We start from the raw sequence: 22,919 nt of genomic DNA on the forward strand, positions 1-22,919 counted from the left end.
CTTAGAATTAGCATGTAGAGCACTCTACAAAACCTCTACAATAAAAATGTAAGATTCTGTTTTAAAGGGTTTTAAAAACAAAAACCTTTATTACATTAAAAAGATTGGATATAATTTACCAAACTAGAGTCTTTAGGCAAATTCAGTTTTTTTCGCAGGCGCCAACGTCCTTGCTCAACGCTTTTTATAGAGATGTTCATTAATGAAGCTATTTCTTTTGAAGATAGATTTAGCTTAAGGTAAGCACTTAGTTTAATGTCATTTGATGATAAGTCTGGATGTTTTTCTCTTAATTTATCAAAAAAATCGGCGTGAGCATTTCTAAAATGAAGCTCGAAAACCAGCCAGTCATCTTTATCAGTAAGATGGTTATTAATTTTCTTAAGCACTTTTTTTATTGGAGAATGCAATGAGCTATTAAGTATGTCTTTATCAATTTTATCAATATCTATTATTAAGTTGGTAAGTAATTCATTCTTTTTAATATTGTTAAGTGTTGAAGAGGCTAATTCAGAATTTTTCTTTTTTATTTCTAAGCTTAAATTTTCTTCTTTCAAGATTAACATTTCTCTCTCTGCTTCTAGCCTTTCTAACTCAAATTTTTCTTCTTGACGACGTCTTTTTTCTTCTTCTTCTAATTTCAAAACCGCCATTTGTTTTTGGCTTTTTCTTTTAAAATAGGCTCTGTAAAGAAAATTGATAAAGACTAATAATAGAAAATAGATAGCATACGCCACATTTGTTAAATACCAAGGCGGTTTTATATAAAAGGCTCTAGAAATAATAGTAGAGGAAATTTGATTTTCTCCTCCAGAACGCAACTCTAAAATATATTTTCCGGATGGTAGACCTGGAAAGTTTAACTCCGACAAATAATCCCAATTAGACCAGTCCTCAGTTAGACCTTTTAATTTATATTGAATCTTTTGGGAATTAGACAAAGGTGTTTGAGGGAATGCTAAACCAATTTTTATAAAATTATTTTTATGGGGTATCTCTATCTCTTTTTCTTTATAAATGGGAGCCTTAATGGTGTCTGATGTTCCTATTAAATGAATATAACTAATAACAGGAGGTTTAATAATAACTTTGCCCACATCTTTTTTACTAATAGTATGAAAAAACATACCGTTTTTTAAACCTATACCATAAATTGAATCGTTTAATTTACTAAACTTATTAAAATCGTTTAAATGTTTGTTTTTTACTGAATAAAAAGGCTCATTAATAGTTGCAAACCTATTACCATTTCGTATTATATAGCCTAGGGATTTTGGAGTTGAATACCAAAAAATATTCTCTTTTTGGGAAATAGCATTAACTTCTTTTAAATTTTTAAAAACCTTAGATGCATATTTAGCGGTTATAAAAGAATTATCTATTGGATCATAATAAAAAAATCCTTTTGGGTTATAAAACACTATTTCACTATCTATTTTACTTAAATAGGCATAAGTATCAACAAATTCATTTTCAACACCATAAAATTCAAATTCATTAAGATTTAATCCATCATCAGATAAGCTTAACCTATAATACCCTTTTGCGGGGTGCGAAACCCACAGATATCCATACTTATCAAACTCCATAAAACGGGAAGATTCACCGTAGTTCTGCCATTTTTTAATAAACACCCAGGAGCCATTTATATGTTTAAATACACTAATACCAGAATAAAAACCAACATACATGATATCATTATATCTTGGATGTTTTCTAAATACCCATGCCCCACCATCAATATGCATAGTTTTTAACTTTTCATTTTCAATTATGGATATACCTTGATGCGATCCAACTAAAATTTGATTATCTATCTCTTTAACGGTCCATATTTGACCTACGTCTTTGTCAATAAGTTTGGGTATTGATCTTTGATTGTAAAAATTTTTAACAAATAAACCTTGATTGGTTCCCATGTACAACAAAGAATCTCTTAAAAAACTTGTATATACCGTTCCAAATTCACCTTCAGCATCTACAAGGTAGTTGGTATTGCTGTTTATTTGTACATAACTTAAACCATTATCCATTCCCAGCCATAAGTTATTATTTGCATCCGCAAAAACCCTTCTAATGGTGTTATTTGAAATGCCATCACTCTTATCTATATGCAAAATAACATTGCCTTCAGATGATACTATGTAAATTCCACTCCTAACAGTACCAATAACAAGTTTATTGCCATCATATTCTTGAACATCATTTACCAAATGCTTTTCTAAAATATCATTTATTTTCCAGTCCTTTTTTCTTAATTTTCCATTATCTAAGATCCAAATACCTTTGTTTTTTGTTACAATTAGAAACTTATTAGGGGATTGCACAAATACATCAATAATATGTAATTGTTCAGAATTGGTATCATCAATTAGCAATAATTCTTTATTTTTAATTTCAAACAACGCGCCAGAATCTTGGATAAAAGCACGATTTCTAGATGAAAACAACTCATTGAACCCTCTAATAGCACCCATAGATTCTATAGCACTCGTCTTGGAGTTATAAATATATATTTGCTGAAATGTTTGAAACAAAATCTTGCCATTAATTTCTTCTATCTTTGAAAAAATGGGTAATAACGTATCATCCTTTTTTGGTTGCTTAAAAAACAAACTGGTATACTCTAAAACACCTTTGTTGTTTTTAGACCAATACCCAAATCCACCATGCCCCGAAGTATATATATGTTGATCGTTTTTATAAAACACAGCTCGCAAATCTGACTCTTGTCCATATCTGTATTTTTCCCAGCGAATTCCATCATATAACAATAACCCGCTAGATGTAGCAAAGTACATTTCTCCATCATGTCCTTGAGAAATATCATATATTGTTAAATTACTTTTTGTTTCTTCTTCTGTAAAATTTTTAATGAAAGGTGTTCCAGGAGTATTTGATAATTGAGCTAATATTGAGTTACAAAAAAATATAAATGCTAGAAAAATTAAATTTCTCTTTTCTATTTTAATTAATGGGATTATGTTGCATTTAATTTTTATCATTAAGCTCTTGAAAAAGTTTTACTAAATTTAGACTATTTGTTTAGGAAATCAAAAATAAACAAATAAAAGTGGAGCTCTATTTAAAATATTAAAATGCTTAGAAATCGTTTAAATATAGTCGGGATGACAGGATTTACAGAATCCTCATAAACCCTCAGTGCAAATCTAAAATGAACGCGATGCGTTCACATTTTTTATTCCCTCAAGATTAGCAGATTGAAATCTACACACTTTCGGGAATAAAAAATGATCCAGACATGCTGGATCATTTTAGGTTTAGTCGGGATGACAGGATTTGAACCTGCGACCACACGGCCCCCAGCCGTGTACGCTAACCGGACTGCGCCACATCCCGAATATTTTAGAATTTCAAAGAAAATACTTTTTTAGTTATTTACAAAGCAAACAAAAACCGTAATAATAACTTCGGTTTTTTAATTTTTATTAAAACTGCCCACCTATTTTATAGTGCCTCACTATTATTTTAAACTAAAATTAATCTAATAATATTGGCACACCAGCCTCTTTTAGCATATTTTCAATTCTGGGCACGTCTATAGTTGAGAAACTTTCTAGTTTAGGTTTTAATCTACTAAATAATTGTTTTGCAATTTCAAAATTTTCTAAATGCATTTCCGTAGGTCCATATGTGCTTTTAGTAAAGCCTCTTTGGGCAGTTAAAATTCTAGATGCTATAGATAATATTTCTTTTTCTCTTATTTCTTTTTTTACTGAGTTTCCATTCAGTTTTTCATCTAAGTTGTACATTACTTTTTTTAAGTCATGAATTTCACTATCTAATTTACCTGGAGCTATATTCGCATATTTAAGTATTTTATCAAAAGCTTTTAATTTTTTAGATGCTTTATTAAAATCGTTAGTTATAGTATTAACTGATGCTTTAAACTCAATTAAGCTATTTGCATAATCTGAAATTTCTTTTTCTGACATAGGGTTTTTTAATACATTTTCTCTAATTCGCTCAACATTAAAAGTTTGAGTTTCACCTAATTTAATAGTTCCTCCTTCAATTATTGAATAAAGAGCGACACTATACAAACCAGGATTTGAATAAATATATCTTGATGGTTCAGCAGTATCAAGTGTTTCTAAATTAAAATTAGAAACTAAGGGTTGCTTTAAATTCCAAGACGCTCTATTTAGCCCTCTTTTATATTCGCTATGTATTCTTGTTATAATTTTCCCTTCATCATTTCTAATTACCAATGTAACATTGGGTTTTCCCTGATGTTTTTCATCACTTAAAGCTTGCCATCCGGGAAAAGGGATATTTTTATTTTCTTTATTTAATGCCTTTTCTTTTTTCTGCCTTTTGCTTTTTAAGCTATCAAAATTTTCAGGAATATAATACGTGAATAATACACCATAATCTGGGTTTTTTGCTGTAAAAAAACTTGCACCTTGACTGGATGTACCACCACTAATTGGTTGATATTGTAACGCTTTACGCGGCTTAAACAATTGTGCTTTGCTTATTGTGGATGGATTAATATTTCTTAGCGGACTATAATCATCTAATACATAAAAACTTCTTCCAAATGATGCAGCTACTAAATCATTTTCTCTTTTTTGAATTGCTAAATCACGAAATGAAATTGTAGGCAAACCTTGAGAAAATTTCATCCAGTTATCACCTTGATTTAATGAAACATAAATACCATACTCTGTAGCTAAAAATAATAAGTTAGGGTTTTTATGATCTTGCACTATTCTCCAAACAAAATTATTTTTTGGTATACCATTAGTAATGCTATTCCAGCTTTTACCACCATCATCACTTTTTAATAAATACGGTTTATAGTCTCCAAATTTATGATTATCGAGTGCTACATAAACTTCATTTTTATCATGCAAATCTGTTTTTATATCATTTACAAATGATGTTGACGGTACACCTGGTAAAGAACCAACTTCAGTTTTAACCCAAGACTTTCCACCGTCGTTTGTGCGTTGAATAATTCCGTCATCTGTACCAGCAAAAATTATATTTTTATCTAATTTTGATTCTGATATTGACGTTATAGTATTATAAGTAGACATCGCATAAACATCCCAGGCCTCATCCCAACTCTGTTGTTTACCCATAATAGGCAAAGTTAGTCGCTCTTCATTTTTGGTTAAGTCTTTTGATATTGGTTTCCAACTATCTCCTCTATTATTAGATCTCCAAACACGCTGAGAACCAACATATAAGCGTTTCGAATCATGGTGACTTACTAATATTGGTGAATCCCAATTATGACGCTCATAAGGTTCATCAATACCTGATTGTGGTTTAATATAAACTGACTCACCTGTTGATTTTTCAACTCTTCTTAATTCTCCTTGTTGGGATTGTGCATAAACGATATTTGGGTTACCAGGTTCGGTTGCAGGTTGGTGTCCATCGCCACCCAATAAAACATACCAATCTGAATTAGAGATCCCAGTACTTTTTAAAGTTCTTGATGGTCCGCCCTGAGTATTATTGTCTTGTGTTCCACCATATATATTATAAAAAGGCTTTGCATCATCAACTGCAAGCTTATAAAATTGAGTTATAGGTAAATTATTAACAAACTTCCATGTTTCAGATTTATCAAATGATTCATATATTCCTCCATCCGTCCCTATAAGCATATAATTTGGGTCGTTAGTTTTGAAAGTTAAACTGTGGTCATCACCATGTTTATCATCTTTTTTCATGGTTTCAAAAGTTTTCCCTCCATCATTTGAATACAATGTACTATTATTCATTAAATAAAGTTTATCGAATTCATGAGGAGAAGCAATAAGTTCTTGGTAATAATGTGGACCTGTTCCACCAGAAACTGTATTTGACATTTTAACCCAACTTAAACCTTGATTTTCTGATCTAAATATCCCTCCTTTTCTTCTTTCTAATTCAATTGCAGCATAAATAACATTTGGGTTTATTGGAGAAATTGCAAGTCCAATTTTACCCATATTAGTTTTAGGCAATCCGTTTGTAAGTTTTTCCCAAGTTTCTCCACCATCAATACTTTTATGAATTGCAGTGTCTTCTCCACCACCAATATAGGCAGCAACATTCCTATGCCTTTGCCATGTAGCTGCATAAAGTACTTTTTCATTTCTTGGGTCAATTAAAATATCTGTTACACCCGTCCATTTATTACCACTCAAAACTAATCTCCAAGTATTTCCTCCATCACTTGTTTTATATAGACCTCTATCTCCTCCTGAACTCCATAAAGGTCCTTGTGCCGCTGCCCAAATTTCTTGAGAGTTATTTGGGTTTACTATTATTTTCGAAATATGTTCTGAATTTTTTAACCCTTTATTTTCCCAATGGTCTCCTCCATCTCTACTAAGATATATTCCATGTCCTATGCCAACATGCCTTCCTCCAACATTTTCGCCAGTTCCTAGCCAAATATTATTAGAATTATTTGGATCAATAGTTAAACAACCTGTTGAATAAAAAGATTCTTTATCTGTCAACGGCTTCCATGTTGTTCCAGAATTTACTGTTTTCCAAACTCCTCCAGAACCTACAGCAACATACCAAATATTTTGATTATTTGGGTCTATAACAATATCTGCTATTCTACCTGACATAAATGCTGGCCCAATACTCCTAAATTTCAAGCCAGAAATAGCATGTTCTAATTGCGTTGAATCTTTTTCTTGAGCATTAAATGAAAGAGTGGAAAAGCATAAAACTAAAAAAATTGATATTTTACTTACGATATTCATAATATTTTTTTATAAATATAAGAATAACATAAAATATAAGATCTATAAATTAAGCAAATTGTATTAATTTCGGGCTACAGAATTTAACCACCCTTATAAACCTTCACTGCTAACAATTACACAACAAAAAAGCCGAAGTAATTTACTTTGGCTTTTTTTTAAAATAAATAATTCTATTTAATTATAATTAGATGTTGACACTTCGAATGTTGAATCTTTAGCTGCTAAATAACGCTCGGCATCTAAGGCTGCCATACATCCAGTACCTGCTGCTGTAACTGCTTGTCTGTATACATGATCTGCAGCATCACCAGACACAAAAACACCTTCAATGTTAGTCTTAGATGTTCCAGGAACATTAATTATATATCCTGTTTCATCTAAATCTAAAAAGTCTTTAAAAATATCGGTATTTGGTTTATGACCAATAGCCACAAAAAATCCTGTTACAGGTATTTCATGTTTTTCATTGGTTTGATTATTAAAAACACGAACACCTGTTACCACTTGACCGTCACCTAAAACCTCATCAGTTTCAGTATTAAATAAGATTTCAATATTTTCAGTATTCTTGACCCTAGCTGCCATAATTTTTGAGGCTCTAAACTCATCTCTACGAACCAGCATGGTCACTTTTTTACAAAGTTTTGATAAGTAATGTGCTTCTTCACAAGCTGAATCTCCAGCACCTACAATCACGACTTCTTGGTTTCTATAAAAGAATCCATCACATACGGCACAAGCAGAAACTCCACCTCCAAGCTTTAAATATTTTTGTTCAGAATCTAAACCTAAATATTTTGCAGAAGCTCCTGTTGAGATAATAACGGTATCACAGTGGATTTCTTTTACATCATTAACCCATACTTTTTGTACATCTCCAGAAAAATCAACTTTAGTAATCCACCCGTCACGAACATCCGTTTCAAAACGTTCAGCTTGTTTTTGAAATTCAATCATCATTTCTGGCCCTGTTATTCCATCTGGATAACCTGGGTAATTTTCAACTTCATTAGTTGTTGTTAATTGACCGCCTGGTTGAGTACCTTGGTATAAAACTGGTTTCATATTTGCTCTAGCGGCATATATAGCTGCGGTATAGCCAGCAGGTCCAGAACCTATGATTAAACATTTTACTTTTTCTATTGTATCAGACATAATTGCTATTAAAATTTTCTAAGACAAAAGTAGAATTTTTGGTTAAAACCTAACAGAGAAGTTATCAACAGTTTTTATAGTTAAATAACTCTAAACTATAAAAATAAATATGTGTTTGTTTTTTTTGTAACTTGTTAAAATACTAACTACTTAATTTAAAGATTATGAAAAACTTATTATTAATTATCTGTATTGCTCTAATCTTTTCTTGTAAAGACAATTCAAAAGTTGACACAGTTGACAAAAACGCTCTGGAAACTGCTAGCGACATTCATACCTTAGAAGGTGCCTGGAAGTTAGTAAGTTATTTAAATTTTGGTGAAGATGGTAGTGTCGATACCATTCCTTCTTCAAGCACTAATAAACAAATAAAAATGTATTCACCAACCAAAGTGATGTGGAGTAGAACGCGACTTTCAGATTCGATAGATTGGTTTGCATACGGTGATTATAATGTTAAAAATGGCATTTTAACTGAAATTTTAGATTATGGCTCTAAATCGATGAACGAAATAATAAAAGACAAAACAGAGTTTTCTTTTAATCTTAATATAAGTGAAAATGAATTTAGCCAGGTTGAATTAGATAGTGCAGGGCATCCTATTTTAGCAGAAAACTATATAAGGATAGAGTAAAAAAATGAAAAATTTGTTCTAAGATTATATTAAAGAATTTGTCCTTTTTACTCAGTTATTTGTTATGCTTTCGCTATTTCTTTATAAGTAAACTCAAGATTAAGAGTGAAAATAAAATGAAGGAAGATTTCGTTCTAATCAATTTAAAATTGTTCCACTTTACCTCAATTTTATCTCATTTTATATTTTAGAAATTGCTCTCTTTTTGTAACTAAAAGTAAAACTTCTAAGTTTTTATCATAATTTGCTTTAAAGCTATTCACGTATTTAATAAATTGATATTCAATTAAATACATATTTTTCTTAAACAATGAGTAACTTCGTTTTTGCTATTTACTAATGCACATCGAGTTTTATATAATTAAATTCTTTAGGTTTGTAAATTAGATAACAACCATTTAATTCACTAAAAACAAAAAAGTATGAACATGTATTTTAAATCAATCGGATTACTATTTATTACTCTTTTAACATTTACAAACTGTAAAGAGCAAGAACAAAAAGTTGCTGGAGACGTATCAGCAGAAAAAGAAGCTGTCGCAGCAGTTATGAAAAACTATAAAGATGCTGTTCAAAATTTAACTACCGAAGGAACAAAAGCACTTTTTACAAATGAAGCTACAGTTTTTGAATCTGGAGGCTCTGAAGGTACTTATGAAAATTATGAATCTCATCATCTTGGTCCAGAATTAAAAGCTTTTGATAGTTTTACCTTTTCAGATTATAAAATTGATGTAAAAATAGAGTTACCTTACGCCTTTACCACCGAAACCTATATTTTTACTATTGGTATTAAAGCTAACGAAGAAAAAGGTAGAGAAGCAAGAATTATTAAAAAGAAAGGTGTTGCCACTTCCGACTTAAAGAAAGTAGATGGACAATGGAAAATTACCAAAACACATTCTTCGTCAAGAGATATAAGAAAGGCATCTCATTAACACTATTCTTTGAAATAAAAGATTTATGGTAAAATAAAAATGGTCAATTATTAAAATAATTGACCATTTTTATTAGAACTAATCCAATTTAAATGTAGGATAAATTTTTGCCTAGTACTTTCTCTTTTTTAAAGATATACTTATCCAATGTGCTATTCAATAATTTTTTTATCAAATAACAAGAAAAGAAAAGTATTCATATTGGGATTGAGATTTACGCGTTCGCGAATAAGACAAAATGCCTTTGTTATATGTGCTTCTACCGTTTTGATAGAGATGTTAAGGTATTCCGAAATTTCTGCATTACTTAACCCTTCCTGCTTACTTAATAAGAAAGTGTTTTTGCATTTTGGTGGTAAATTTTGAATTTCTTTTTGAACTAAATGATAAAGTTTTTCCAACACACTATAATCCTCTTCAACTATAGTATCAAGAGCTTCTATATATTTTTTTTCCAGTAAGGTTACAGATCTATTTTTTCTATATTGATCTATATACTCATTATAAACAGATTTATATAAAAAACTTTTAATTGAAAAATTTTCACTTAATAACTTGCGTTTTTCCCAAGTCTTTATGTAAACATTCTGTACAATGTCTTCGGCAAGAGATTCGTTGTTCAATAAACTACTTGCATACACACATAATTGATGATTAAAATTTTTTACCAAAAAAGAAAAAGCATCTTCATTTCCTTTTTTTAAGTGCCATATTAAATTGGCGTTTTCTTTAAAACTATCGTGCATTTCTTGCGAATTATTAAGTACTTAATCAATTAATGTAACAATATTACTAAAAAAAAAACTAAATACATTAGGGTTTTGCAAATGAGCTTCGTAATATATATAATGAACAACACTAAAGATAAAAAATTACTGGCAAAATATTTTACAGATTGCATATCTGAAACCGAGCTAGATGATTTAATGCTATGGTTTGAAAAACAAGGTGCTGAAGACTTATTCATTTCTAGTTCTAAGATAGATTTCGCAATTCGCAACAATATGTCCCAATACAATACAAAAAAAGCAGAAAAACTACTGCTAGATAAAATAAGAAAAGACAAAACTATTTTAAATAAATTTAAAATTAAGAAGTTTTTTAAATATGCAGCTATAGGAGTTCTATTTATTAGTATTGGCTATGTTGTTAATAACAATTTTAACTCTTCAAATAAAATTGATGTTACAACGATCAATAAAAATGAGATAATTTTACAATTGGAAGACGGCAACATAAAAGTACTTTCTGAAGATGGCACAGAAAAAGTTGTAAATAAAGAAGGCAAAATTATAGGCTCTCAAAAAGGGAATCAATTAATATATGATGATAAACCTACAGTGGAAACATTGGTTTATAATACATTAACGGTACCTTATGGAAAAAGGTTTGAATTAAAACTATCCGATGGCACCCATATTTATTTGAATGCAGGCACATCTTTAAAATATCCAGTTAAATTCTTAAAAGGAAAAAAACGACAAGTGTATTTAAACGGAGAAGCCTTTTTTGATGTAACAAAAGATGCCAATCATCCTTTTATTGTCAACATGAATAATGTAGGCGTAAGGGTATTTGGCACTAAGTTTAATGCATCCTCCTATCCTGAAAACAATAAAGTCACTACAGTATTGGTTGAAGGTTCGGTTAGTGTTTTTGATAACAATACGGATTACAACAAAGAAACAGCATCATTATTAAAACCAGGATATTTAGCATCATGGAATAAACATAATAAAGAAATTTCAATAGATAAAGCCGATTTAGAAACACATACCGCTTGGATAGAAGGAAGAATCTTATTTAGGCATTTACCATTTAAAAATATAACAAGAAAACTAGAGAGACATTATGATGTAACTATTATGAATAACAATAAAAAATTAGATGAAGAATTTTTTACTGCTAGTTTTGATATAGAAACCATAGAACAAGTCTTGGAGACATTTCACAAAAACTATAATATTAATTACTCTTTAATTAACAATCAAATAATTATTAACTAAAAACAATCTAAAAATATGGTATAAAAAAACTCTATAAAACTAAAACAAAATCAAAAAAAAAAAAAGACTATTCCTTTTAACTTTAAAGGAAAAAAACCGGAAAATGCTGCAACATCTTCCGATTTAAAACATGATTAATAATATTAACCAATTAATTCATTACAAAAATATGAAAAATCTATTTAAGCAAAGGAGTTTAAACTCTTTTCAAATAAAATTCGATTTAAAAATGAAGCTCACTACATTATTTCTAATAGTTTCTTTTCTCAATCTTTATGCAAATGATTCTTATGCTCAAAAAACTAAGATTTCATTACATATGGAAAACGCTACTATTGAAAACGTTTTATACAAAATAGAATCGCTAAGTGATTTTAAATTTATGTTCAATGACAATGAAATTGACTATAAAAAGAAAGTTACCATTATTGCGAATCGCGAACGTATATCCTCAATTTTAAAAGACATATTTTCAAATTCAAACGTAGCTTTTGAAGTCTATAAAAAACAAATTATACTGAAAATAGATCCATTAAAAAATCAAGTCAATGTTACTCCTGATAAAGAAGTGGTACTCATCCAACAGATAGCGGTTACTGGAAATGTTTCAGATATCAACAACCAACCATTATTGGGTGTAAATGTTACTGCAGAAGGCACAACCACGGGAGCAATAACAGATTTTGATGGTAATTACAGCATTAAGGTAGATTCAGATCAGGCTGTGTTAGTGTTTACCTATGTAGGTATGAAAACTGTTAAGAAAGTAGTAGGACAAGAAACTACAGTAAATGTTAGAATGATTGAAGACAATCAGTCTTTAGATGAAGTTATTATTACAGCAACTGGTGCTCGTAAAAGAGTTGAGATGGGTAATTCAATAGCCAACTTAAAAGTTTCTGACGATGTTAAAGAACGACCTATCAATAACGTTTTTGACATACTTCAAGGTCAAGCTGCTGGTGTATCTATTGGTGCCAGTGGAGGATCTGTTGGTATGGGATCGAGAATTAGAATTAGAGGTTCTAATAGTGCTTCATTATCCAACGAACCTGTAATATATGTTGATGGTGTTTTAATTAACAATGAATCTAACTCTATATCATTCGAGACAGGAGGACAATCTCCGTCAAGACTAGATGACATTAATCCAGAAGATATTGAGTCTATAGAAGTTGTAAAAGGCCCTTCGGCTGCAACTCTTTACGGTTCTATCGCTGCAAATGGTGTGATTTTAATTACAACAAAAAAAGGTGGTGCTGGTGACCCAAGATGGTCTGCATTTATGGAAACTGGTTTCGTAGAAGATGTAGTTACCTACCCTAAAAATTATCAGGCACTAGATGCTTCTGGCAATCCAGGATTTAATTTTGAAGCAGCTGATGGAACTTTTGTGCATGATGTAGTTAATTCTTTTCAACCACTTAACGATTCTCGTACATCACCTTTCCGTACTGGCGTATCTGTTGGTGCTGGTTTAAGTGTATCAGGTGGTAGTGAAGCACTTACGTATTTCTTATCTGGAAGCATGAGCGATAGTGAGGGAGTGGTACCTGTAAGTAATATTAAAAAAACTAATTTCAGAGGAAATTTTGGAGCACAAATCACAGATAAATTAAAGATGAGTTTAACCACAAGTTATACAAATAGTGATTTGGGATTACCATTAAATGATAATTTTTCACTTGGTTTGATGAGTCAAGGTCTTGACGGTACATCTTCGTTCGATGTCAATAATGGTTGGGGTGAGTTTACACCCGAAGAGCTATTCACTATAGATACTAGACAATTAGTAAATCGTTTTACTACTGGATTGGAAACCATCTGGAAACCATCAGAAAAAATAAATGTTCGTGTATTTGGAGGTCTTGATTTCACATCACGATGGGATACTCAATTCTTCCCTACTGGGGAAGCACCAGCATTTCTAAATTATGATGAAGGTGCTCGTTTTTCAAACAGGTTTAACGATTTTGTTTATACACTGGATGCCGTGGGCTCTTATAGCACAAATTTTTCTGAAAACATTACGTCACGTACCTCAGTAGGTCTTCAATATTTACAAAAACTTACTCAAGGTACTTTTGCAACAGGTTTTCAACTTGTTGCTGGTAGCAATTCAATTGCTGGTGCTGCAACAACTACTAGTAGCGAACAAACTATAGAGCAACGTACCATTGGGGCTTTTATAGAAGAACAGGTAGGATTTAATGAAAAACTTTTTGTAACTGGTGCAGTGCGAACCGATAGAGGCAGTTCTTTTGGTTCTTCTTTCAAATCTGTTTATTATCCTAAAGTAAGTGCGTCTTGGTTAATTTCCAATGAAGATTTCTTTAATCCAAATGATAAAAGCTGGATGAATTCGTTAAGATTAAGAGCGGCATGGGGTGCATCGGGTGTACAACCTGGCACAAATGATGCCTTACGCTTTTTTAATCCAATTGCTGCAACGGTTGATGGCACTAGTGTCACAGGTGTTACCATTGGTAGCGTAGGAAATGCTGGTCTTAAACCAGAGCGTTCAGAAGAATTGGAATTTGGTGCAGATGTAAAGTTATTCTCCAACCGAATAGGTCTTGATCTAACGTACTTTAACAAGCAAACAGAAGACGCATTAATTTTTAGAACACTACCTCCTTCACTAGGTGTTGGTGCCGGTCGTTTTGAAAATTTAGGTTCTGTTAAAAATTCAGGTGTCGAAATTTCTTTAAATGCAAGCATTGTTGAAACTGAAAAATTCTATTTCGACCTAGGTATAGTAGCATCATTTATTGATACTGAACTTACTAAATTAGGTGAAGGTATTGAGCCTATTATCTTTAATGGCGTTCAAAGACATGTAGAGGGTTATCCTTTAGGTGGTTACTGGGACGAAGAATATACATACAGTGATGCCAATGGAGATGGTTTTATTAGCGAATCAGAAGTTCAAGTAGGAGAAACCGTTTATTTAGGAACTCCGTTTGCTACTACTGATATTTCATTTACTCCAACTGTAGGATTATTTAACAATGCCGTGGTTTTAAGAGGATTATTGAATTATAAAGGTGGTCAAAAATTGTACAACAATACTGGGGCATGGAGAAATGGTAATAATATGACTCAAGAACTAAACGACCCAAATGCTTCACTTGCTGGACAAGCAAGAGCAGTAGCTTCTAAATTTCTTGGCACCAATGCAGGTTACATTGAAGATGCATCGTTTTGGAGATTAAGGGAAATATCTCTTACTTACAATGCGCCACAAAAACTCGTAAGTAGTATCGGGTTTTCTAGAGTGAGTCTTACTCTATCTGGTCAAAATTTAGGTATATGGACTGATTATTCTGGACTGGATCCTGAAATAAGCTCAACCGGTCAATCTAATTTCGCAACTGAGGAATTTCTTAGCCAGCCACCAACACGTTCATGGAAAGTTCGTTTAAACCTCTCATTTTAACAGCTAATTATTAAAACGAAATATTTTAATTATGAAAAATTTAATAAAAAATACAAAGCAATTTGGAAGTTATAAGTGGTTAATTTTAGCCAGCCTTTCTATTCTTCTAACTCTTGGAGTGGTATCATGCGATTCTATAGTTGATGTTACCGATCCAGATATTGTTACTCCAGAATCTTTAAACAGTGAGGCTGGTATTCAAACACTAAAAGCTGGGTCTTTAGGAGATCTTTCAGTAGCCTTAAGTGGTTCTGGTGCAGGACACGGGGGAACGGTTGGATTAACGGTAATGAGTGGACTTATGTCTGATGAGTACATTTATTCAGGCACCTTCCCAACACGTCGTGAAGCAGATACCAGGAATCTTCTAAATACCAATGGTACAATGGATGTAATTTATTCAAATATACATAGAGCACGTGCAGGAGCAGAAGCTACTATAGACTTAGCTCAAGGCTTTGGTGGTGTTCCTGAAGTAGAAAGTGAAATGCAAAGTATAGTAGGCTATGTGTATGTTATTTTTGCTGAAACCTTTTGTGGTGCTGTTCCATTTAGTAAAGTGCCTGCCGGTGGTGGAGATATTATTTATGGAGAACCATTAACGCAAACACAAATGTTTAATGCGGCTATCAATTGGTTTGAACAAGCTGCTTCCAGTAGTAGTGGAAACTCTGATTTAGCTAATTTGGCTCGAGTAGGAAAAGCTCGAGCTTTACTAGGCTTAGGTCAAATTGCAGATGCTGCAAATGAAGTAGCATCAGTTCCAACGGATTTTGTTTACAACATTGAGCATTCCGATAATAGTACAAGACAGGAAAATGGCATATATATCATGACTACTCTTAGACGTCAGTTTTCAATAGCTAATAAAAAGGGTGGTAATAAAGTTGGTGTACCATACCGTGAATTTGCTGATGCTGGTGATCCTCGTGTTCCTTATGATGGTGGTACTGCCAATGGTCAAGATGGTATTACTTTGTATTATAACCAATTAAAATTTACAGATGAAAATGCTTCTGTTGCTCTGGCTTCAGGAATTGAGGCACGTTTAATTCAAGCGGAAGCTGAAGCAGATTCAGGTAGTGGTATTGGTACTCATACAATCCTTAATGAGCTAAGGGATACTATTGGTCTTCCAACTGATTTAGATTTTTCTGCTTTATCGGGAGATGCACTTATGCTAGCACATATGGAAGAGCGTGCTTTATGGCTGTACAGTACTGGTAAAAGACATGGCGATTTAAGGCGTCTTGTTGATGTTTATGGTATGCAAGCTTCTGATGTATTTCCATGGGGAGATTATTTTAAAGGTGGAAGTTATGATTCTAATCTAACATTTCCAATCCCTCAATCTGAAGCTAATAACCCAAACTACGTAGAATGTTTATAAATGTATGTGGTAAGTTTAATTTATTGTTTTAGTCAACAAAAGAGGCTCTTAAAAGAGCCTCTTTTTTATTTCAATCTTCATTTAATTTTATAAATTGCATCACCAAATATAAATATAGTTTATGCCTAATCAGCTTCATAGTTCAAAACCAATAAGTTCTTCACACTTTTCTGTTTTATCCTTTTTATTTTTTTTATCGGGAGCTTCAGGATTAATATTGCAAGTAGTTTGGATGTACCGTTTAGGCTTAATTTTTGGAAATGCAGCTTACGCTACAGCAGCCACATTAGCTGCTTTTTTTCTAGGATTAGCCATTGGAGGTTGGTTTCTAGGAAATGCTTCTGCCCAGTTTAAACGACCACTGGTTGCATATGGTCTTATGGAAATTGGCATTGCATTAACTGCATTACTAATAATTCCTGGTATTCAATTTTACGAAACACACTATGCCTCAGTAGTAGCTTTAACTGATGGTAATCAAAGTTTTCTAACAATATTAAAATTTATTTTCAGTATCACCCTCCTTCTTTTACCAACGGTACTTATGGGAGGAACCTTTCCGGTTTTAGCGCAATTTATAGGAAAAGAAAAACGCCAATTAGCAAATAGAGGCACTATTTTATATGCGGTGAACACCTTAGGAGCTTCAATTGGAGCTTTATTAGCTGGATTTTTTTTACTATCTAAATATGGTGTGGATACAACCTATTATTTTACCATAGTTTTAGTGGCAAGTATTGGTTTTTCAGCAATCTTAATGGATAGGCTATTTGTAACCAATAAAGAAACATCTGTAGTTAAAAAAGATAATAAAGTTTCTAAAACTATAACCAAATTAGATAATATTAATTATTTAGAGTTAAAAATATTAGCATTTTCCTCAGGCTTATTGGCTTTATCAATCGAAACCATTTGGACAAAAATGTTCGCTCAGGTTTTACAAAATTCTATATATTCTTTTTCTGCAATTTTAGTAGTATTCCTTTTTTCCTTAGGAATTGGAGGCATTCTTTCGAACAAGTTAGTAAAAATATCTCGTCACCCTAAATATGTATTATTAATACTTCTATCTTTAGGAGCTATCGCAGTGGGTGTTTCACCTTATGTATTCAATACATTAACAAATGGCTTAGGGTATCTTGCTCCAAGTGCATCATGGTCTGCGTATCTTATCGCTGTATTTAAGTTAAGTTTTCTAGTTGTATTTTTACCAACTGTAATATTTGGTGCTATTTTCCCTTTTTTATTAAAAGCATCGTCCGTTGAAAATCAATCTCCTGGTAAATTTGTAGGTAAACTAGTCTTATTTAACTCAATAGGTAGTACCATTGGACCCCTACTAGCTGGATTTATTTTACTTGATGCCATAGGTATTTGGATGACAATTAAAATTATTGCCATTTTATATGGCTGTTTGGCGCTATATATTTATTTTACATTTAATATTAAGGTCATAAAAAAATGGTTATTGTTACCAATAATAGGAATTATTGGTTTAGTCTTTATTACTAATCCACCAACTGTAAAATTACAAAAAGGAGATAAAATTTTAAAGATGTGGCAATCTAGCGATGGTGTTGTTTCAATAGTAGAATCTGATAAAAATATACAGATGCGACTAGATAATTTTTATGTACTTGGAGATTCTCGCTCTATTCTAGTTGAACAAATGCAAGGCCATATTCCTCTGTTAATTCATCCAAAACCAAAAAAGGCTTTGTTTTTAGGAATGGGAACGGGAATTACAGCTGGAGCATCTTTAAGCCATGATGTAGAACGTGTTGTAGTTGTCGAATTGGTTTCTAACGTCATTCCAGCCGCTAAACAATATTTTTCTCCTTGGGTTAATAATCTTTTTAAGGATAAGCGCGTTGAAATTATTGCCGATGATGCTCGCAATTTTTTACTTGGATCAACCGAAAACTTTGATGTTATTGTAGGAGACCTTTTTACGCCTTGGCATGCTGGAACTGGTAGTCTTTACACTATTGAACATTTTAACCAAGCAAAGAAACACCTAAAAAAGGGAGGTGTGTTTGCACAATGGCTTCCATTATACCAACTAACACCTGAGAGTTTTGAAATTATCACTAAAACATTTGCCTCAGTATTTCCTGAGGTAACCTTTTGGCGTGGCGACTTTTCCAGCACACGTGCAAGTATTGTTTTAATAGGTCAGGAAAAAGGGTCTAAATTAAATGAGGAAATTCTTAAAAGAAATATTGAAAATGTTATTGATTCTTCAAAAAGCGAATCCGATAATTTAAATGATCACATGGCTGGCCTTTTTTATTTAGGAAACTTAAATGCTATAAAAAACAATCTTATCAACGTTGGTGTGAATAATGACAACTATAGGTCAATCGAATTTAAAGCACCTATTTTATCGCAACAGGCAAACTCTGGTAAAAACTCATACATTATTAGAGAGAAGCTGTTTGATCTTTTTAAGATGTTGAATAAAAACCTGCCTGCCTCAAAAGACCCTTATTTGTCCGAATTACCACCAAATGAATTAAAATATGTTGAAGTCGGGTTATTGTATTTTAGGTATTTACAACTTAAAGATAATGGAAATGAAAGTGAGGCGAATAAAACACTAGATAAAATTAATTTTTTAGTACCAAATTTTTTAAATGGGAATAATGATTCTTTTTAAAATTATTGCTATCCAATAAAAAATAACAGGGCAGAAAAATTATATGGTATCAAACAAAATCATTTAAAACAAAAAACACTGATAGTCATAAGATTAGCAGTGTTTTGATGTTACCTATTACTAGGTTTGTCGGGGTGGCAGGATTCGAACCTGCGGCCTCCACGTCCCAAACGTGGCGCGATAACCGGGCTACGCTACACCCCGAATTTGAATAGAATTGAACATATATTAGGAATTCAAAATCCTATATTAACTATTATTTTCTGAGCGTAGTTTATGCCGCACTTGATGCGGTACTACACCCCGAATTGTGATTATCTTGTAACGGGATGCAAATATAGTTTATTTATTCATTTCATAATTACTTTTTTAAAAAAAATTCTTGTTTAAAAATGATATTTTTGTCTCTTTAATTTATTAGTTTTATTTGTGTATTACATAACAAAAATAATTTTCATTTTTTCTCTTTTGGGATTAGCTTTCACAGGTTATAGCCAATCAAAAATAACAGGGAAAATAATAGAAAGTGATGATAATACCGTTTTAGAAGGAGTTGAAATAATTAACCTAGATACACAAAAAAGTACAACTTCAAAGTTAGATGGTTCTTTTGAAATCTTAAATGAAGGTCTTTATTCTTTCAATAAAAAAGGATACGTTGTTAAAAATTTAAATCTAATTTTTAACCAATATTACATTATCCAGCTTAATATAAACCCATCCGAATTGAATGAAATTATTGTACACGCAAACAACATTCCTAAAGCATTAAAAAAAGCAACAGCTTCTGTTAGTATAATTTCTTCAAAAGATATTAAACGTTCAAACAATATAAATTTTGCTCCAATTTTAAACCGAGCTCCTGGGGTGTTCATGCAAAGCGGGGCATTGAACACCAATAGAATTACGATAAGAGGTATAGGCTCTAGGAATCTTTTTGGAACTTCAAAAATTAGAGCATATTTTAAAGATATCCCTTTAACCAACGGTAGTGGAGAAACTAACATTGAAGATTTCGAACTCGCTTCAATTTCTCGTTTTGAAATCATTAAAGGTCCTGCTTCAAGTATTTATGGTGCAGGTCTTGGTGGTGTTATTCAATTAAAACCTCAAAATGCTTTATTAAATCAAACCCATTTAAACACTGCTTTATCTATTGGCTCTTTCGGTCTTATTAAAGGTGTTGTAAATATAAATCATGGTTCAAGCCAGAACAGTTTAAGAGCTGTTTATAGCAATACTAAAACCGACGGTTATCGTGAAAACAATGCATACAATAGACAAACCTTTACACTTAATTCAAATCATTTTTTAAACAAAAAAAACGAATTATCATTTTTAGCAAGTTATGTCGATTTAAAAGCGTTTATACCCAGTTCTATTAATGAAACCGATTATTTAAACAATCCTAAATCGGTAGCGTTTACTTGGAAACAATCTCAAGGTTTTGAAGATGCCAAACGCGGTGTTTTTGGTATATCTTGGAATCATGATTATAACAGCAATTTAAAACAAGCTTCTAGTATTTTCACATCCTTCAAAAATGTTTATGAACCGAGACCTTTTAACATTCTTAAGGAGAACACATTTGCAATAGGTATGAGAAGTCGTTTACTAGGAAAGTCTAAATTGTTTAGTAAAAATCTAGATTGGACTTTTGGCGGCGAACTTTTTAGAGATATTTACAGGTATAAAACTTTTGAAAATTTATATCAGGGTTTTCCAGCAGGAACTGGAAGCGTTGAAGGCAATCAATTATCAAACTTTAAAGAGCAAAGAAACTATTACAATATTTTTGCTGAATCGAATTTTGAAGCTTCAAATAAAACAACACTATCATTTGGCTTAAACCTAAATAAAACAACATATAATTTAGAAGATAATTTTATGGCTTCAGATGAAAATCCAGATCAATCAGGTAAATTTAAATTCAAAAACATAGTCTCTCCAAAATTTGGAGTCTCTCATTTATTTTCAAAAAACATTAGTGTTTATTCAAGCATTAGCCATGGCTTCTCTCCTATCACACTCAATGAAACGCTGTTACCAAACGGACAAATAAACACAAACCTGAAACCCGAAACAGGTTGGAATGTTGAAATTGGAATACGTGGTACGACTTTAGATAATAGGTTACAATTTAACACGTCAATATATAGATTAGATATAAAAAACCTATTGGTTTCAAGAAGAACAGCTCAAGACCAATTTATTGGCATCAATGCCGGAAGAACGCAACATGATGGCTTAGAATTGGCCTTAAATTATAATTGGCTTCAAAAAGAAAGTATATCTATTAGTTCCTTTGTAAACTATACAAGCAATAATTTCATTTTTAAAGAATTTACTGACAACACAGATGATTTTTCTGGGAATGATTTAACTGGTGTTCCAAAAGACATTTTTAATGCTGGAATTGACTTTGATTCAACTTTTGGTATTTACGGGAATATTAATTATCAATATGTTGGAAGTATGCCTATTACAGATAGTAACAGCTTATATTCTGATAGTTACAATTTAACTAATGCTAAAATAGGATATCAAGCAAATATTAATAAAATGCTAAAACTAAATGTTTTCTTTGGTGCAAATAATATCTTTGATGTACATTATGCTTCTCAAATATTAATAAATGCATCTGGCTTTGGCGGTAATGCTCCAAGGTACTTTTATCCAGGAACCCCAGTAAATTATTTTGGAGGTATCAATTTAAATTATATATTTTAATGTAACTTTAAATCAAAATTGATAATGATGCAAAAGACATATTCCTTATTCTCTATTATACTCATAACCTGTGTGGCTTGTGCGCAACAAACGCAATCGGAAATTAATATTGAAGAACCAACTAATTTAAAGTATACCACGGAATTAGTTGTGCCAGATTTAACGATTCCTTGGGGTATGACATTTTTACCCGATGGCAGTATGCTTATTACTGAAAAATCAGGAGAGTTAATTCACTTTAAAGATGGCACAAAAACTAATATTGACGGTGTTCCTGATATATATCAACGCGGTCAAGGTGGTTTTTTAGATATAAAAACACATCCTGATTATGAAAATAATGGTTGGATTTACATAACATACAGTTCAGCAGAAGGCGAAGGAGATGGTGGTAATACAGCCTTAGCGAGAGCAAAATTAAGTGGTAATACTTTAATAGATTTTGAACCACTCTACAAAGCCGAATTGAACACAAAAAAAGGACAACACTGGGGGTCTAGAATTGAGTTTGATGATGCCGGCTATTTATATTTCTCTATTGGAGACCGAGGAAATAGAGATGTTAATCCACAAGATATTACAAGAGATTGCGGTAAAATTTATAGATTAAATGACGATGGAAGTATTCCTGAGAGCAATCCGTTTGTGGGTACTAAAAATGCGAAAACAGCTATTTATAGTTACGGTCATCGTAATCCTCAAGGCATGGCAAAAAATCCGTTTACCGGAGCTATTTGGGTGAATGAACACGGACCAAAAGGAGGTGATGAAATTAATATTATTCAAAAAGGAAAGAATTTCGGTTGGCCAGTAATATCATATGGTATTAATTACAACGGTACACCTTTTACTGATATTACCGAAAAAGAAGGCATGGAACAACCCCTCTTTTATTGGGTGCCTTCAATTGCTCCAAGTGGAATGGCTATTGTGTCTTCAGAAAAATACCCTAATTGGAAAGGAAACGTTCTAGTTGGTTCATTAAAATTCCAATACTTGGAACGTTTGATTATAGAAAATGAAAAAGTTATAAAACGAGAAAAGTTATTTGAAGATATTGGTCGTGTTAGAAATGTTGTTCAAGCGCCTGATGGTTATATTTATATAGCTATTGAAGGAAAAGGTATTTATAAAATAGTCTCCAAATAATAAAAACAAGTAGATATCTAGTGTCTGGACGGAAACACAGCAAAATTAAATTTGTTTCTTTTTGCGCCCTTT

12 protein-coding genes and 2 tRNA genes are annotated in these 22,919 nt (G+C 31.9%); 8 read left to right on the top strand and 6 right to left on the bottom strand.

Annotation, left to right across the window (positions count from 1 at the left end; translation table 11 throughout):
* Positions 1 to 95: 95 nt before the first annotated feature.
* From AAC024_RS09930 to trxB, 4 genes are all read right to left on the bottom strand, one after another.
* On the bottom strand, positions 96 to 3,005 hold the full coding sequence (locus tag AAC024_RS09930) for a hypothetical protein (RefSeq protein WP_339895231.1): 2,910 nt from the start codon (positions 3,003 to 3,005) through the stop codon (positions 96 to 98).
* Between the two features lie 280 nt (positions 3,006 to 3,285).
* Positions 3,286 to 3,360, bottom strand: a tRNA-Pro gene (locus AAC024_RS09935).
* 140 nt (positions 3,361 to 3,500) lie between these two features.
* Positions 3,501 to 6,743 (bottom strand): glycosyl hydrolase, encoded by a 3,243-nt coding sequence (locus AAC024_RS09940; RefSeq protein ID WP_339895232.1) that lies wholly within the window; start codon positions 6,741 to 6,743, stop codon positions 3,501 to 3,503.
* 177 nt (positions 6,744 to 6,920) lie between these two features.
* Entirely contained in the window at positions 6,921 to 7,901 is a 981-nt protein-coding gene (trxB, locus tag AAC024_RS09945) for a thioredoxin-disulfide reductase (protein ID WP_339895233.1), read from the bottom strand.
* Positions 7,902 to 8,065: 164 nt separating this feature from the next.
* Between trxB and AAC024_RS09950 the strand changes: the two genes are divergently transcribed.
* Both AAC024_RS09950 and AAC024_RS09955 read left to right on the top strand, forming a co-directional pair.
* Complete coding sequence (locus AAC024_RS09950; protein ID WP_339895234.1) at positions 8,066 to 8,536, top strand: hypothetical protein; 471 nt, start codon at positions 8,066 to 8,068, stop codon at positions 8,534 to 8,536.
* A 428-nt stretch (positions 8,537 to 8,964) separates the two neighbouring features.
* The gene (locus AAC024_RS09955) at positions 8,965 to 9,474 is read left to right on the top strand and encodes a DUF4440 domain-containing protein (RefSeq protein ID WP_339895235.1); all 510 of its coding nucleotides are present in this window, start codon (positions 8,965 to 8,967) and stop codon (positions 9,472 to 9,474) included.
* A gap of 152 nt (positions 9,475 to 9,626) precedes the next feature.
* Here AAC024_RS09955 and AAC024_RS09960 read toward each other — a convergent pair whose 3' ends face one another.
* Complete coding sequence (locus AAC024_RS09960) at positions 9,627 to 10,220, bottom strand: sigma-70 family RNA polymerase sigma factor (RefSeq protein WP_339895236.1); 594 nt, start codon at positions 10,218 to 10,220, stop codon at positions 9,627 to 9,629.
* A 102-nt stretch (positions 10,221 to 10,322) separates the two neighbouring features.
* On the opposite strand from AAC024_RS09960, the gene AAC024_RS09965 reads away from it, so the two are divergent.
* From AAC024_RS09965 to AAC024_RS09980, 4 genes are all read left to right on the top strand, one after another.
* Complete coding sequence (locus tag AAC024_RS09965) at positions 10,323 to 11,480, top strand: FecR domain-containing protein (protein ID WP_339895237.1); 1,158 nt, start codon at positions 10,323 to 10,325, stop codon at positions 11,478 to 11,480.
* A gap of 229 nt (positions 11,481 to 11,709) precedes the next feature.
* On the top strand, positions 11,710 to 14,919 hold the full coding sequence (locus tag AAC024_RS09970; RefSeq protein WP_339895238.1) for a SusC/RagA family TonB-linked outer membrane protein: 3,210 nt from the start codon (positions 11,710 to 11,712) through the stop codon (positions 14,917 to 14,919).
* 31 nt (positions 14,920 to 14,950) lie between these two features.
* The gene (locus AAC024_RS09975) at positions 14,951 to 16,309 is read left to right on the top strand and encodes a hypothetical protein (RefSeq protein ID WP_339895239.1); all 1,359 of its coding nucleotides are present in this window, start codon (positions 14,951 to 14,953) and stop codon (positions 16,307 to 16,309) included.
* 121 nt (positions 16,310 to 16,430) lie between these two features.
* The gene (locus tag AAC024_RS09980; protein ID WP_339895240.1) at positions 16,431 to 18,968 is read left to right on the top strand and encodes a fused MFS/spermidine synthase; all 2,538 of its coding nucleotides are present in this window, start codon (positions 16,431 to 16,433) and stop codon (positions 18,966 to 18,968) included.
* Positions 18,969 to 19,097: 129 nt separating this feature from the next.
* Here the strand turns inward: AAC024_RS09980 and AAC024_RS09985 are convergent.
* Positions 19,098 to 19,172, bottom strand: a tRNA-Pro gene (locus AAC024_RS09985).
* 264 nt (positions 19,173 to 19,436) lie between these two features.
* On the opposite strand from AAC024_RS09985, the gene AAC024_RS09990 reads away from it, so the two are divergent.
* A complete protein-coding gene (locus AAC024_RS09990; protein ID WP_339895241.1) occupies positions 19,437 to 21,698 on the top strand; it encodes a TonB-dependent receptor in 2,262 nt (753 codons plus the stop codon).
* Positions 21,699 to 21,725: 27 nt separating this feature from the next.
* The gene (locus tag AAC024_RS09995; RefSeq protein ID WP_339895242.1) at positions 21,726 to 22,847 is read left to right on the top strand and encodes a PQQ-dependent sugar dehydrogenase; all 1,122 of its coding nucleotides are present in this window, start codon (positions 21,726 to 21,728) and stop codon (positions 22,845 to 22,847) included.
* The last annotated feature ends 72 nt before the right edge of the window (positions 22,848 to 22,919 follow it).

It is taken from the genome of uncultured Algibacter sp., assembly GCF_963976535.1.
In the GTDB taxonomy this organism is placed as follows: Bacteria; Bacteroidota; Bacteroidia; order Flavobacteriales; family Flavobacteriaceae; genus Algibacter_B.